The 14213-nt window shown below is 71.5% G+C and carries 12 protein-coding genes; 8 read left to right on the top strand and 4 right to left on the bottom strand.

The genetic code is table 11. The features are described 5' to 3' along the window. Positions 1–32: 32 nt before the first annotated feature. Positions 33–1880, top strand: a complete 1848-nt coding sequence (locus ACH442_RS03920) for a phosphatase PAP2 family protein (protein WP_396121063.1) — start codon at positions 33–35, stop codon at positions 1878–1880. A gap of 117 nt (positions 1881–1997) precedes the next feature. Next, positions 1998–3437: an alpha/beta hydrolase family protein gene (locus ACH442_RS03915; RefSeq protein ID WP_396121062.1), complete on the top strand. Its 1440-nt coding sequence runs from the start codon at positions 1998–2000 to the stop codon at positions 3435–3437. Here ACH442_RS03915 and ACH442_RS03910 read toward each other — a convergent pair whose 3' ends face one another. After that, complete coding sequence (locus ACH442_RS03910) at positions 3438–4325, bottom strand: LysR family transcriptional regulator (protein ID WP_396121061.1); 888 nt, start codon at positions 4323–4325, stop codon at positions 3438–3440. Positions 4326–4428: 103 nt separating this feature from the next. Here ACH442_RS03910 and ACH442_RS03905 point away from each other — a divergent pair, with 103 nt between their 5' ends. Further along, complete coding sequence (locus ACH442_RS03905) at positions 4429–7785, top strand: bifunctional proline dehydrogenase/L-glutamate gamma-semialdehyde dehydrogenase (RefSeq protein WP_396121060.1); 3357 nt, start codon at positions 4429–4431, stop codon at positions 7783–7785. 69 nt (positions 7786–7854) lie between these two features. Here ACH442_RS03905 and ACH442_RS03900 read toward each other — a convergent pair whose 3' ends face one another. Then, positions 7855–8493 carry a maleylpyruvate isomerase N-terminal domain-containing protein gene (locus tag ACH442_RS03900; RefSeq protein WP_396121059.1) on the bottom strand — a complete coding sequence of 213 codons (639 nt, stop codon included), beginning with the start codon at positions 8491–8493 and terminating at the stop codon, positions 7855–7857. 1 nt (position 8494) lies between these two features. Beyond that, positions 8495–8938 carry a hypothetical protein gene (locus ACH442_RS03895; RefSeq protein WP_396121058.1) on the bottom strand — a complete coding sequence of 148 codons (444 nt, stop codon included), beginning with the start codon at positions 8936–8938 and terminating at the stop codon, positions 8495–8497. Between the two features lie 45 nt (positions 8939–8983). Between ACH442_RS03895 and ACH442_RS03890 the strand changes: the two genes are divergently transcribed. Together ACH442_RS03890 and ACH442_RS03885 are read left to right on the top strand one after the other, a co-directional pair. Beyond that, positions 8984–9574 (top strand): HAD family hydrolase, encoded by a 591-nt coding sequence (locus ACH442_RS03890; RefSeq protein WP_396121057.1) that lies wholly within the window; start codon positions 8984–8986, stop codon positions 9572–9574. An 11-nt stretch (positions 9575–9585) separates the two neighbouring features. Continuing rightward, positions 9586–10212 (top strand): RraA family protein, encoded by a 627-nt coding sequence (locus tag ACH442_RS03885; RefSeq protein WP_396121056.1) that lies wholly within the window; start codon positions 9586–9588, stop codon positions 10210–10212. On the opposite strand, the gene ACH442_RS03880 is transcribed toward ACH442_RS03885, so the two are convergent. Further along, positions 10175–11152: a DUF2804 domain-containing protein gene (locus ACH442_RS03880; protein WP_396121055.1), complete on the bottom strand. Its 978-nt coding sequence runs from the start codon at positions 11150–11152 to the stop codon at positions 10175–10177. The two genes, ACH442_RS03885 and ACH442_RS03880, sit on opposite strands and share 38 nt — an antisense overlap. 830 nt (positions 11153–11982) lie before the next feature. Here ACH442_RS03880 and ACH442_RS03875 point away from each other — a divergent pair. The 3 genes from ACH442_RS03875 (at position 11983) to ACH442_RS03865 (ending at position 14077) form a co-directional block, all read left to right on the top strand. Continuing rightward, the gene (locus ACH442_RS03875) at positions 11983–12807 is read left to right on the top strand and encodes an aldo/keto reductase (RefSeq protein WP_396121054.1); all 825 of its coding nucleotides are present in this window, start codon (positions 11983–11985) and stop codon (positions 12805–12807) included. A 539-nt stretch (positions 12808–13346) separates the two neighbouring features. After that, entirely contained in the window at positions 13347–13619 is a 273-nt protein-coding gene (locus ACH442_RS03870) for a YggT family protein (RefSeq protein ID WP_396121053.1), read from the top strand. A gap of 65 nt (positions 13620–13684) precedes the next feature. Next, complete coding sequence (locus tag ACH442_RS03865; protein ID WP_396121052.1) at positions 13685–14077, top strand: nuclear transport factor 2 family protein; 393 nt, start codon at positions 13685–13687, stop codon at positions 14075–14077. Positions 14078–14213 lie beyond the last annotated feature (136 nt).

The raw sequence follows: 14213 nt of genomic DNA, 5'->3' as shown, positions 1-14213 counted from the left end.
CGATCTTGCCCCGACTGCATCGCGGAGTCCCCATGTCCCCGATCTCCCGCCGGACGGTTCTGAAGGCGTCCGCCGCCGGTCTCGTCGCCACCCAGTTCCGGGCGGTGCCTGCACTGGCCGCCACGCGCGCGACCCCCGACTTCGTCGACGCGTATCAGACGAACGTCATCGCGAACCTGACCCCGGAGACCAACGCCGCGGTCCGCGTCCTCTCCGGCTTCCAGAAGGTCTGGGCCACCGGCACCGCCTGGAACACCGGCACCGTCCTCGACCAGGCATTCCTGCGCGCCAACATCACGTACGTGGTCGAGGTCACCACCCACCGCACCGACGCCGAGGCGGCCAAGGCGTTCATCGTCGACCGCCAGCACCAGAGCTACTCGGTGATCGCCGGGCTGGGCCCGCTCGCCGACCTCTACCGGACGGGCGCGCTCGCCGTCACCGCGATCACCTCGGCGCCGGCGACGACCCCGGCGACCACGATCAGCGACTCCGTCCCGGCCGGTTCGCCCGCCGGCGCGGCCACCGGCGCCGGCTCCACCACCTCCGCGCTGGGCAAGGTCGCCACGCTGGTCAACACGCTGCGCGGCAACTACTCGTCGGGCAACCCGGCGAAGTACGCGTTCCAGTACCCCCGCCCGTGGCGCCTCACCGGGAACAGCAGGGTCGTCGACACCGGCACGGTCGACGAGTTCGGCTTCCCGGTCTACGACTCCGGCGTGGTGGTCGCCCCGGCGCTGCTGCGTCAGCGTGGCACCAGCGCCACCGACGACGCCGGTTACGTCAGCGGGCACACGAACGCGCTGTTCCTGGCCTCGCTCGCCTACGCCTACGCGGTCCCGGAGCGCTTCCAGGAGATGATCACCACCGCCTACGACCTGGCCCACACCCGGATCGTGGCCGGCATGCACTCCCCCGCCGACGTGATCGGCGGCCGGATCCTGGCGACCGCGCTCGCCGCGGCGATCCTGCGTGACCCGGCGAACGCGGCGGTCAAGGCCGGCGCCCGGGCCCAGGCGCTCGCCTACTTCCAGGACAAGATCGGGACCAAGGACCTTTTCGCGTACGCCCACAATCCCGCCGACCGCAAGGTCAACGCCGCGATCGTCCGGCACAAGCACACCTACGGCCTCCCGGCGCACGGCAAGCGCGTCCCGGTGACGGTGCCGGTCGGGGCCGAGGTGCTGCTGGAGACCCGCCTGCCGTACCTGGACGCCGCGCAGCGCCGTGAGGTGCTGCGTACCACCGGGCTGACCTCGGGCCACCCGATCCTGGACGGTCCCGAGCAGTGGGGCCGGCTCAACCTGTTCGCGGCCGCCGACGGCTACGGCGCGTTCGACGAGACCGTCGCCGTCACGTTCGACGCCGCGCAGGGCGGGTTCCACGCCGCCGACGCGTGGCGCAACGACATCGGTGGCCGTGGCGGCCTGGTCAAGCTCGGCTCGGGCACGCTGACCCTGTCCGGTGACAACGACTACCGCGGCGGCACCAGGGTCGCGCAGGGCACCCTGGTCGCGGAGTCGGCGGCGGCGCTCGGGCACGGCGACGTGACGGTGACCGGCGGGACGCTGCGCCTGGCCGTCGACGGCGTGAGGATCCGTGGCGACTTCCGCCAGAGCGCGGGCACGCTGGCCGTGACCGTCGACCCGAAGGGCAAGACCGCCCTGACCGTCGAGGACGAGGCCACCCTGGGTGCGAACGTGACGCTGGCGATCACGGTGGACGCGGCCCGCAGGGGCCACTGCGACGAGCGGATCACCGTGCTCGAGGCCCGTCGCCTGCGCGGAAAGTTCGCCGGGGTGGTCGTGGGGACCCCGGGCTACCGGGCGGACCTGGTGACCTCCGGGGACACGGTGACGATTCGCCTCCGTACCGTCTGATCGGCTTGTGATCGTGGACGCCGGGGCCGGTGATCGGGCCCCGGCGCTGTCCATAAAGTTGAGTTCTCCTTGACAAACGTCGATGCCCGGCCATTTCATGTGTCCGGGAGGTAACACATGACCATGCGCCGGAAGTGCCTCGCCGTGTTCGCCGCAGCACTCGCGCTGGTCACCATGCTGAGCGCGCCGGCCTCCGCGGCCCCGGTCGCCTGCGCCGCGCCCGCGCCCAGCACGACGCACCCCGGCTACCTGGTCCTCGACCCGGCCTGTGACGTCTCCGGCGCCGCGTTCACCCCGCTGACCGGCGCACACATCTGGACCGGGATCCGGGACGGCGCCGCCTTCCGGTTCGAGGTGCCGCAGCAGTGGAACGGCAAACTGGTCGTCTACGCGCACGGCTACCGGGGCACCGGCAACGTCGTCTACGTCGACAACCCGGCGCTGCGCGCGCACTACCTCGAGACCGGGTACGCGTGGGCCGCCTCCAGCTACGCGACCAACGGCTACGACGTCGGGCAGGGCGTGCGCGACTCGCACGCGCTGATCGACATCTTCCGGCAGGTGACCGGTCGCCCGGCCCGGTCGGTCATCATGACCGGCGCGTCGATGGGCGGGCAGGTCACCGCCGTGGCGATCGAACGGTTCCCGCGGGCGTTCGACGCGGCCATGCCGTACTGCGGGGTCCTCGGCGACACCGAGCTCTACGACTACTTCCTCGACGCGAACGTGACCGCCGCCGCCCTCACCGACGAGCGGATCGACTTCCCGCTCGCACCCGGCGCCGACTACCAGGCGCAGTGGCGCGAGCAGGCCGGCCGGATCACCGCCGCGCTCGGCGTCAAGGCGGGCACCCTGCCGGTCCTCACCCGGGCCGGGAAGAACTGGTCGAACGCGGTCGAGCGGCGCAGCGGCGGGGAACGGCCCGGGTTCGACTCGGCGTTCGCCTACTGGAACGCGGCGCCGTCCCTCGCGCCCCTCAACGACCTGCCGTTCCTGTTCGGCCTCTATCCCGGGCTGAGCGGCGGCACCGGCGGGATCGCGTCCGGCAACGTGACCGACAACCAGTACACGTACTACCGGCTCGCCGACAGCCCGCTGCCGACCTTCGCCGAGCTCAAGCTCAACGCCGAGGTGCTGCGGGTGCAGCACACCGCGACCGCCGACCCCGGCCTGGCCGGCATCCCGCGCGTCAACGGCACCCCGAGGATCCCGGTGCTGTCCCTGCACGACGTCGGAGACCTGTTCGTCCCGTTCTCGATGGAACAGGAGTACGCCCGCCGCGCCCTGCGCAACGGCCGCGCGAACCTGTTCGTGTCCCGCGCCATCCGCGGCGTCGGGCACTGCGACTTCACCCAGTCCGAGCTGGTCACCGCGTTCGACGACCTGACCGCCTGGGTCCGCACCGGCCGTCGCCCGGCCGGGGACGCGATCCTGAACAGCCGGGCAGTGGCGGACGAGTCGTTCGGGTGCCGGTTCACCGACGGCGCCCACCCCGGCTACGTCGCCTCCCCCTGCCCCGCGAAGACGACGGCACCCCCGGCTCCGCCCCGCATGTAGTCAGACGACCTCCGCGAGGATCTCGCGCAGGGCACGGGCGGCCGGGGATGCCTCGCCGGCGAGGCGCTGGGCGGTGAAGATCGTGCGCCGTGGGGCTTCCTCCAGGTCCAGCAGGCGGCAGGACGTGGAACGGCCGGCCCACACCAGGTCCGGGATCAGGGCGACCGCGTTGCCCGTCTCGACCAGGCGGATGTGCGCCTGCAGGTCGGCCGTCTCGTAACGGACGTCCGGCTCGAACCCGGCGCGGCGGCACAACTGCTCGGCGAAGTGGCGGGAGGCGGCGCCGCGCGGTTCCATCACCCAGGGCATGTGGCGGGCCGAGTCGAGCGAGTCGACCGGGTGCAGGGACTCCGGCTCGGCCGGCAGGGCCAGCCGGATCGCGTCCGTCGTCAGGTCACGCCGATCCAGGCCCGGGTGGTGTGGCGCGGCGTGGGCCGGGTACTGCTCTGCGATAACCATGTCGAAGTCCCGCGCCCACGTCTCCCGCAGGGCCTCCTCCGGCTCCCGCTGGACCATTTCCACGCGTACGTCGGGAAATCGAGCGGCCGTGAGGCGCAGAGCGGCCGGCATGAAAGCGAGCGCCGCGGATTGGAAGACGGCGAGCCGGACGGTCCCGCTGACCCGGGTCGCGGCCGCTTTCAGGCGCGTCTCGGCTCGCTCGAGCGTGTCGAGGACCTCGTCGACCGAGGCGACCAGCACCTCGGCCTGCGGGGTGAGCTGGACCCGCCGGCCGGCTTTGCGCAGCAGGACCGTGCCGGTCTCGCGTTCCAGCTGGCTGAGCTGCTGGCTGACCGCGGACGGGGTGAAGTTGAGGGCCTCGGCGACCGCGGCGAGTGTGCCCCGGACGGCGAGTTCCCGGAGCAGGATCAGACGGCGGATCTCCAACATCCGCATACGTTAGCCGAACTGAAGATTACCGGTCACAAAGCATCGCTTTTCCTTACCCGACAACCGGTCGCAGACTGGCGCTCATAACGGAAGGAGCATCCCGATGTCTGAGATCGCCGACGAGACGATCGCTCTCGTGCGTCGCTGGCTGAGCGAGGCGTCGACGGTCCCGGTCGGCGGTTCCGCCGCCCAGCTGGCCGGCCTGCTGCGCGACCCGAAGGGGCTGGCGTTCGCGGTCGGTTTCGTCGACGGCGTGGTCCGCCCCGAGGACCGCAAGGTCAGCGCCCGTGCCCTGAACGCGCTGGCCGGCGATGTGCCGAGCTTCCTGCCCCGGCACCTCAAGGCCGCGGTCAAGGTCGGCGGCGCGCTCGCCCCGATCATGCCCGGTGTGGTCGTCCCGGTCGCCCGGCGCGCGCTGCGGCACATGGTGGGTCACCTGATCGTCGACGCGACCGACGCCCGTCTCGGTCGCGCCATTCGCAAAATCAAGAAGCGTGGCGTACGCCTGAACGTCAACCTCCTCGGCGAAGCCGTCCTCGGTCGCGGCGAGGCGTCCCGGCGGCTCGGCGACACCGAGCGGCTGCTGGCCCGCGCCGACGTCGACTACGTGTCGATCAAGGTGTCGTCGACCGTCGCGCCGCACAACCCGTGGGCGTTCGACGAGGCCGTCGACGACATCACCGAGAAGCTGCTCCCCCTCTTCCAGCTGGCCGCGAGGACCGGCAAGTTCGTGAACCTCGACATGGAGGAGTACAAGGATCTCGACCTCACCATCGCGGTCTTCACCCGGCTGCTGGACCGGCCCGACCTGCTCGGCCTGGAGGCCGGCATCGTGCTGCAGGCCTACCTGCCGGACGCGCTGAGCGCGATGATGCGGCTGCAGTCCTGGTCCGCGGCGCGGCGCGAGCGCGGTGGCGCCGGGATCAAGGTGCGCCTGGTCAAAGGCGCGAACCTGCCGATGGAGCGGGTCGAGTCGGCGCTGCACGGCTGGCCGGTCGCGACCTGCGACAGCAAGCAGGCGACCGACACCAACTACAAGCGGGTGCTGAACTACGCGCTGCACCCGGACCGGATCCGCAACGTGCGGCTCGGCGTGGCCGGGCACAACCTGTTCGACGTCGCCTACGCGTGGACCCTCGCCGGGCAGCGCGGGGTGCGCGACGGCATCGAGTTCGAGATGCTGCTGGGCATGGCCGAGGGGCAGGCCGAGGCGGTCCGTCGTGAGGTCGGGGGCCTGCTGCTCTACACGCCGGTGGTGCGGCCCGAACAGTTCGACGTGGCCATCGCTTACCTGATCCGGCGCCTGGAAGAGGGCGCGAGCTCGGACAACTTCATGTCGGCGGTGTTCGAGCTGCATCAGAACAGCCAGTTGTTCGAGCGGGAGAAGGAGCGGTTCCTCGCTTCTCTGCGCGACCTGGACGACGACGTTCCCCGGCCGCACAGAGTGGTTGACCGTTTTGCCGCGACAAAGAAGTCGGAAAACGGATATTTTGCAAATACGCCCGACACCGACCCGGCCGTCGCCGAGAACCGCACCTGGGCCCGCGCGATCCTGGGCCGAGTGACGACGTCGCAGCTCGGACTCGATCTTCCGCGCATAACGGATGAGAAGCAGCTCGACGAGACGCTGGGCAAGGCCGCCGCCGCGAACTGGGGCGGCGCCGACCGCCGCACCGTCCTGCACAAGGTCGGCGAGGCCCTGGAGGAGAACCGCGACATCCTCCTCGAAGTGATGGCGGCCGAGGCCGGCAAGACGGTCGACCAGGCCGACCCCGAGGTCTCCGAGGCGATCGACTTCGCCCACTACTACGCCGAACTGTCGGCCTCCTTCGAGGCGATGGACGGCGCCACGCCCGTTCCGGCCCGGCTCACCCTGGTCACGCCGCCGTGGAACTTCCCGGTCGCGATCCCGGCCGGCTCCATGCTGGCCGCCCTCGCCGCCGGCTCCGCCGTCGTGATCAAGCCGGCCGCCCCGGCCGAACGCTGCGGAACCGTGCTCGCCGGCATCGTCCGCGACGCTGTCGCCGCGGCCGGCGCCGACCCGAACCTGGTCACGTTGCTCCAGGTCGACGAGGGCACCCTCGGACGGCAGCTGATCGCGCACCCGCTGGTCGACCGGGTGATCCTCACCGGCGCCTACGAGACCGCCGAACTGTTCCGCTCGTTCCGCCCGGACCTTCCGCTGCTCGCCGAGACCAGCGGCAAGAACGCCATCATCGTGACCCCGAGCGCCGACCTCGACCTCGCCGTCAAGGACGTGGTCTCCTCCGCCTTCGGGCACGCCGGCCAGAAGTGCTCGGCCGCGTCCCTGGTCGTGCTCGTCGGCTCGGTCGCACGGTCCGAACGTTTCCGGACACAGCTGCTGGACGCGGTGTCGTCGCTGGAGGTCGGCCTCCCGACCGAGCCGCGCACCCAGGTCGGCCCGCTCGTCGAGCCGGCCACCGGCAAGCTCCTCGAGGGCCTGACCACGCTCGGCGCCGGCGAACGCTGGCTGCTGCGGCCCGAGAAACTGGACGAGAACGGTCAGCTGTGGCGCCCCGGCATCCGTGACGGCGTCCGGCGCGGCTCGGCGTACCACAAGACCGAGTACTTCGGCCCGATCCTCGGGATCATGACCGCGGACACCCTCGACGACGCGATCGACCTGGTCAACGACGTCGACTTCGGACTCACCTCGGGTCTGCACTCGCTCGACGCCGGCGAGGTGCGCACCTGGCTCGACCGGGTCCAGGCCGGCAACCTCTACGTCAACCGGGGCATCACCGGCGCGATCGTCCGCCGCCAGCCGTTCGGCGGCTGGAAGCGCTCCGCCGTCGGCGCCGGCACCAAGGCCGGCGGCCCGAACTACCTGGTCGGGCTGAGCGGTTGGGCGCCGGCTGCGGCGGCCGCCCACGAGGAAATCACCGATTCGCGCGTACGGTCATTGCTCGCGACCGCCGCCCCCCACCTGACCCCGGAGTGGTCGGAATCGGTCACACGCGCCGCCGGCAGTGACGCCGCCGCGTGGGCCGCCGGGTTCGGCCGCGCCGAGGACGTCTCCGCGCTCGGCGTCGAACGCAACGTCCTGCGTTACCTGCCCACCCCGGTGACCGTCCGGCTGTCCGCGGGTGCGCCGCTCGCCGGCCTCGTCCGGGTCCTCGCGGCCGGCCTGCTCGCCGGTGCCCCGCTGCGGGTGTCGACGGCCGACGCCCTGCCCGACGGCCTGTACCCGGAGGCGGTCGTCGAATCCGACGCCGAGTTCGCGGCCGGCCTCACCGGGGTGAACCGGGTACGTCTGATCGGCGGCTCGGCGGCAGAACTGGCCGCGGCCACCGGTGGGCGGCCCGACCTGGCGATCTGGGCCGGGCCGGTGGTCGAGGCCGGGAAGGTGGAACTGCTGCCGTTCCTGCGGGAACAGGCGGTCAGCATCACGGCGCATCGCTTCGGGAACCCGCTCCCGATGGCGGCCGAGGTTCTGTAGACACGATCGCCGCTCACGGGGTGAGTGAGGGACCGGCGGCGGGGCAGGGCCGGTGGGTGGCCGGGGGAATCAGTGGGGGGCGGGGGTGAGGATCGAGAAGTGGGGTGGCAGGGGGGTGCGGCCGGTGAGGGCCATCAGCAACGGGACGCCGGCGCCGACGCCCAGGGCGGTGCGGGAGGCCAGGGTGAGGGACTCGGCGAGGGTCTCCACCGGCAGGTCGTAGTCGACGCCGATGGCCGTGGCCGCATCGAGGCCGTGGACGACCAGTTCGAACGTGCGGGTCGGGATCCAGTCGCGGACGCGCATGCCCCCGGCCGCGCTGGTGATCACGTCGTCGTCGTTGACCTGGGACAACGCTTCGGTGGCGCGGCCGATCAGGGTGCTGACCTCGTCGGCCGGCTTGTCGCCGAGCTGGTCGGCGGCGGCGCGGGCGTCCTCGGTCGAGGCGGTGTGCGCGGCGGCGACCAGGTCCGGGGGCGCTGACCGGGCGTACGCGAAATAGCCTTCGGGTGTCGCGACCTCGATGACCGGTGCCCGGGTGGCGAGCACGACCGGCACCTGACGCAGGGCCGAGCTGACCGTGTGGCCGAGCAGTTCCCGCAGGGTCCATTCGCCGAGGCCGGGGTCGTCCAGGCGCTCGGACGGGACGGCGGCGACGAGCCCGGCGTACGCGATCGCGGCGGACCGGTAGGTGCGACGGAAATCCATCTCACCAATCTGCCAGATCCGCCCGTGGTGGGAAGGCCGCGATCTCGGCCGTCCAGTCGGCGGCGGCGCGGGTCAGCATGTCCGGGGTGACCTCGAGGCGGATCTTGTGGACGCGGCCGGGGCCGGTCCCGGTCAGCCACGGCGGCAACGTCTCGTGGGAGAACGCCACCTCCAGCAGATGCCCGGGCAGCTGGCGGAACGCCACGTTCGGCTCGATGAACTCCAGCTCGGCGGCGACGTCCCGGCGCCCGAGCCAGTCGGCGAGCGTGATCGCCTCGGCCACGGTCAGGCACGGGGTTTCGGCCTGCCAGGTGTGCCCCTGGTGGTCGGACACCGCGACCGACACCACCAGCCAGTCGTCGAGCGGGCCGTCCGGCTCGTCCTCGAACTCGTAGCGCAGGGGCCGCATCGACAGCCAGCCGCCGGTCTCCGAAGCGATCTGCATAACAGCATTGTCCCGGGTCAGGGGCGTGCCGGGTAACGTTCGGGCGTGCTTCTACCGCTTCCCCCGGGCGACTTCCAGGCCTATCTCTTCGACTGCGACGGCACCATCACCGACTCCATGCCGGTGCACTACCGGGCCTGGCAGGATGCGCTGGCCGGGTGGGAGTGCGAATTCCCGGAGGATCTGTTCTACGCGTGGGGCGGCCGCCCGGCGGCGGACATCATCGTCGACCTGAACGAGCGGAACGGGCTGGCCATGCCGGTCGACGCCGTGAACGAGCACCGGGAGACGCGCTTCCAGTCCGGGCTCGCCACCGTGCAGGCGGTCCCCGGCGTGCTGGAACACATCCTCGAGGCGTACGGGCGGGTGCCGTTCGCGGTCGTCTCGGGCAGCACGCGCGATTCGGTGACCGCGTCGCTGACCGCGCTCGGCCTTCTCGACCGTTTCCCGGTGCTGGTCTGCGCGGAGGACTACGCGCGCCCGAAGCCCGACCCGGAGGGCTACGTGAAGGCCGCCCGGCTGCTCGGTGCCGACCCGGCGAAGTGCCTGGTCTTCGAGGACACCGAGCTCGGGGTGCAGGCCGCCGAGGCGGCCGGGATGGCCTGCGTGCGGGTGCCCCCGCCCTGGGACCGATAAGATCGGCGGCCATGAGCGCCTTCCGGGAGGTTTCCCCGACCACGCTGGCCGACGTCCTGGGCCGCGATCAGGTGATGGACATCGGGATCCGGCCGCTCTGGGGGCCGGTGCCGCGGGTGGCCGGGCCGGCGTTCACGGTCCGCTGCGAGCCGGGTGACAACCTGATGCTGCACGCCGCGATCTATCGGGCCGAGCCCGGGTCGGTGATCGTCGTCGAGTCCGGTGACCTGGACTATGCGCTCGCCGGCGGGAACGTGTGCGCGGTCGCGCACCGGCGTGGGGTGGCCGCGTTCGTGCTGGACGGGCTGATCCGGGATCTGGGCGAGGTGCGGGAGCGGGGCTTCCCGGTCTTCGCGCGGGGCGTCATCCCGATCCCGGGGACGAAGAGCAAGGTCGGTTCGCACGGCGAGCCGGTCCGCTGCGGTGGGGTCACGGTCGTCGCCGGGGACGTGGTCGTCGCTGACGAGGAGGGCGTGGTCGTGGTCCCGGCCGGCCGCCACGACGAGGTGCTGGCCGCCGCGACGGTGAAGCTGGCCAAGGAGCAGGCGGAGTCGCTCGACGACTGGGAGGCCGCGCACCGGGCTCGCATCGAGGCGGCGCTCACCAGCGGTTCCTGGCCTCCTCCGCCCAGCCGGTGAGGCCCTCCAGGTCGATCTTCTGACCGTCGGCGCCGCGGGCCCAGCCGGAGAAACGCCCGAAGCACTGGTGTGTCTCCCCCGCCAGGATACCGAGGTTCGTCCTCGCGACCCGCTCGTGGAACGGCTCGAACGTCACGTCCACGCCCGGGCCGGTGATGCGCCACGGCTTGAGCCAGTCGGTGCGGTCGTACTCCCAGCGCAGGTCGGCGCCGATCTTGTGGAGCCGGCCGTCCTCGAAGACCGCGTTCTCCGTGGTGCCGGTGCCGTCGGTCCATTTGCCGCCGAGCTGGATCGCTCGTCCCTCACCGGCGCCGGCGGCCCAGTTCCAGGTCACCGAGTACGGCCACCGGCCGCGCCCGTGGTCGAGCGTCGCGTACGACCCGGCCGGCACCACGTGCTCGACCCCGCCCGCCGTGATCGTGCCGTGGACGGGGCGGCCGACGTCCTTCACCGTGTACTGGAAGCGGGTCCGCCCCCACGCGACCACGACACCGAGCGAGTCACGGCCCTCGACGACCGGCATCGTCAGGTCGAGTGTGACGTCACGGCTGCGCGCCTTCACGGTCGTACCGTCGTATTGCTGTTGGATCTCGATGTCGAGGCCGCCGCCGGAGGCCGTCACGCGACCCGATCCGCTGCGGTCCGGGAAGGTCGCGCCGCGCGCCAGCGGGACTGTCGCATCGACGACGATCTCCCGCCCACTGACCCGGTCCAGCAGGTAGAGGCCGTGCACGCCGGCGTAGTCCAGGCTGGACGCGACGACGCCGACGATGTGCGCGGGGGTGACGACGCCCCAGTACTCCCAGCGCTTGTTGCGACCCCATCCGCGCAGGTTGGCACGGTGCAGCGGCTTGCGACTCCAGCCGACGGCAGCCGGGTTGAGCCGGCCGTCGGGCAGGCACAGGTCGACCGGCTCGGTGATCTGGATCTCGTGCGTCACCGGCGCAGGTTACCGCCGGGTCAGGAGGACAAGTCGATCAGGGATAGTCAGATATACAGCGGAACCGGCCGACGGCGCTGAGAAGGTGGTTTCGGGCTCGTTACCATCCGTCCAGAAAGCTTGCCATCCATGCACACTCATCAATAATGAGCGCCATGAGAGGAGCCGAGAGCGGAGCCCGCGGCACGGAGTCACACCCGGCTGCGCAGCCCCGCCCACCCGACGAGACAAGCCCACCGACCCCAGCCGAGCGGGTGATGCCGTGAGCGAGCTTGCGCGCGAACCATCGAGTTCAGTCGTGAAATCATGGTGGCGCCGGAGCGCAGCGGAGGTGTCACCATGACGGTGGCCCACCCAGAGACCTCGACAAGATTGCCCCGCACACGCCGGAACCCCCAGCCCGGCCCGAGAAACCGCACCGATCGAGCCCGCCCCTCGGGCCGCAGAACGCTTCCCGTACCGCGCTCGGCGCCGGCGTCAACCGCCCCGCCCCGCGACGTTCCGCCTCCGGCCCGCGCCCGGGAAACCCCCGTCGACGCCGTCGCGCCGGAGCCCTCTGCCGCCCCGCGTTCCGGCCCGCCGGCGGGACCGGGCATACGACGTACCAGCGAAGTCGATCACGAAGCCGCAAGCGGCGGCAGCCACCCGGCGCCGCGCCTGCCCCGCCCGGCCGGACGCCCGCCCCGCGCCGCCCTGCCGCCCACCACCACGGTCGAGGCCGCGGCCCGGCCACCACCTCGATCGATCAACGCGTAATCAAGATCGACCTTGGTTGGCGAAGTGACGCCGGCGGGTAAAGGCTGGAGCAAACGCCGACCACAGGGGGACCCATGCCCGCAATACCCACGATCGAGCTGAACAACGGGATCGCCATGCCGCAGGTCGGCTACGGCGTGTTCCAGATCCCGGAGGCCGAGACCGCGCAGGCGGTGACACACGCGCTGGAGGCCGGCTACCGCAGCATCGACACGGCCGCCGCCTACGGCAACGAGTCCGGCGTCGGCGCCGCGCTGAAGGCCTCCGGGATCGCCCGCGACGAACTGTTCATCACGACCAAGCTGTGGAACAGCGACCAGGGGTACGACAGCACGCTGCGCGCCTTCGACGCCAGCCTCGGCCGGCTCGGCCTCGACCAGCTCGACCTCTACCTGATCCACTGGCCGACCCCGAAGCACGAGAAGTACCTGGACACCTGGCGTGCCCTGCAGAAGATCCACGAGGAGGGGCGGGTCCGCGCGATCGGCGTCTCCAACTTCCTGCCGCACCACCTGCGCGCCGTCGCCGAACTGGGCGGGGTGATCCCCGCGGTCAACCAGATCGAAGTTCACCCGGCCCTGCAGCAGCGCGACGCCCAGGACGCCGACCGGGAGCTGGGCGTGGTCACCGAGGCGTGGAGCCCGCTCGCCCAGGCCGGCGTCCTCGACAACCCGGCCGTCACCCGGATTGCCGACGCCGTCGGGCGGACCCCCGCGCAGGTCGTGCTCCGGTGGCACGTCCAGCAGGGCCGGGTGATCATCCCGAAGTCGGTCACGCCGTCCCGGATCCGGGAGAACCTGGCGCTGTTCGACTTCGAGCTGTCGGCGGAGCAGCTGGCGGCGATCGACGCGCTGGAGAGTGACGGGCGCACCGGCCCGCACCCCGACTTCTTCAACTGACCGCCGCTTCTTCGACTGACCGCTGCTTCTTCGACTGACCGCTGCTTCTTCGACTGACCGCCGCTTCTTCGACTGACCGCCGCTTCTTCAACTGACCGCCGCTTCTTCAACTGACCGCCGCTTCTTCAACTGACCGCCGCGCGGGCCGCTTCTCGCAGCCCGGTGCGGCGGTCTGGCCGGTCCGCGGTGGCAGTTCACCGATCTTCGTGCACGCCGGCGATGACGGTTCGCGACCCGGCGCCGGGGCAGGGTCGCGGCCGGGTCCCGACTGGTTCTCACCGTGGTCATCAGACCCGAACAACCACGGTGAGGACCAACAGGGTGGGTCGCGCAGGTTGCTCGGGCACGGATCGCAGCTCGCGGCGCAGGTGTGTCGGGCCACATCTTCGAGGGACGGACGGGACGCCGCCGATCAGGGGGCGACCGCCGTGACGCCCCGGCCGCGGAGGACCCCGTCAGCTCACAGACGGCCCTCAGCAACCTCACAAGGTGGCGCGTCACAGTAGGTACGCATCCCCCGGCACACCTGGAGGTAAGTGATGGGTCTTCTCGGAATCGTCGACCTGGCCCTGCTGATCGTGCAGTTCCTGCTGATCGCCCGGGCGGTGCTGGACTGGAGTGTGGTGCTGGCCGGCCCGGCGATGCCCGGGTCGGTCCGTTCGCGGGTGTCCGGGGGCGTGTTCGCGGTGACCGAGCCGATCCTGGCGCCGGTCCGGCGGCTGGTTCCGCCGCTGCGCGCGGGCGGCATGTCGATCGACCTGTCGTTCATGCTGGTCTTCTTCGCGGTGGTCATCCTCCGCTCGTTCATCTGACCGACTGCCGGCAAAGGGCCGCGCACCTCTGGGTGCGCGGCCCTTTCGTGCATAGAGTGGACGAGGTGACGGATTCGCACACCGACATCTATGGGCGCTATCTCCATGCCGGGGCGATCAGCCGGGATCCGGATGCCTTCGCCGAGTTGTTCACCGAGGACGGGGTCTACGAGGCGCCGCTGCTCCCCGAGGGCGGGCCGCTGCCGAGGCGGCTGGCCGGGCGGGCGGCGATCCGGGCCGGCATCGGGGCGTTCCAGCAGGGTGAGCCGGGTGAGGTCGATCCGCGGCGCAGCGGTTGTGTGCTGCACGAGACCGCCGACCCGGACGTGTTCATCGCGGAGATGGACGCGGTGGTCGACGGGTCGCCGATCGCTCTCGTGCAGATCTTCCGCCTGCACGAGGGCCGGATCGCAAGCCTCCGCGACTATTTCAGCCCGGCCAGTCTGAACCAGCATTGAAGTCCAGCCGACCCGTAAGCCCAGCCGGCCCGAAGCCCAGCCGGCCCGTAAGCCCAGCCGGCCCGAAGCCCAGCCGACTTGAAGCCACGCCGGGCTGAGACCGGGTCCGGGCCGGGCTGAAGCCGGGGCGACGCCG

Origin of the sequence: Actinoplanes sp. NPDC020271 (assembly GCF_044388125.1) — a bacterium.
In the GTDB taxonomy this organism is placed as follows: domain Bacteria; phylum Actinomycetota; class Actinomycetes; order Mycobacteriales; family Micromonosporaceae; genus Actinoplanes.
Note: the sequence above shows the minus strand (reverse complement) of the source record. Positions and strands in the feature narration are given on the sequence as shown.

Bases quoted from the DNA above. Each gene is read 5' to 3' on its own strand.
- ACH442_RS03910 (WP_396121061.1), bottom strand. From the start codon at position 4,325: ATGTTGGAGATCCGCCGTCTGATCCTGCTCCGGGAACTCGCCGTCCGG.
- ACH442_RS03870 (WP_396121053.1), top strand. From the start codon at position 13,347: ATGGGTCTTCTCGGAATCGTCGACCTGGCCCTGCTGATCGTGCAGTTC.
- ACH442_RS03885 (WP_396121056.1), top strand. From the start codon at position 9,586: ATGAGCGCCTTCCGGGAGGTTTCCCCGACCACGCTGGCCGACGTCCTG.
- ACH442_RS03875 (WP_396121054.1), top strand. From the start codon at position 11,983: ATGCCCGCAATACCCACGATCGAGCTGAACAACGGGATCGCCATGCCG.
- ACH442_RS03895 (WP_396121058.1), bottom strand. From the start codon at position 8,938: ATGCAGATCGCTTCGGAGACCGGCGGCTGGCTGTCGATGCGGCCCCTG.
- ACH442_RS03905 (WP_396121060.1), top strand. From the start codon at position 4,429: ATGTCTGAGATCGCCGACGAGACGATCGCTCTCGTGCGTCGCTGGCTG.
- ACH442_RS03920 (WP_396121063.1), top strand. From the start codon at position 33: ATGTCCCCGATCTCCCGCCGGACGGTTCTGAAGGCGTCCGCCGCCGGT.
- ACH442_RS03900 (WP_396121059.1), bottom strand. From the start codon at position 8,493: ATGGATTTCCGTCGCACCTACCGGTCCGCCGCGATCGCGTACGCCGGG.
- ACH442_RS03915 (WP_396121062.1), top strand. From the start codon at position 1,998: ATGACCATGCGCCGGAAGTGCCTCGCCGTGTTCGCCGCAGCACTCGCG.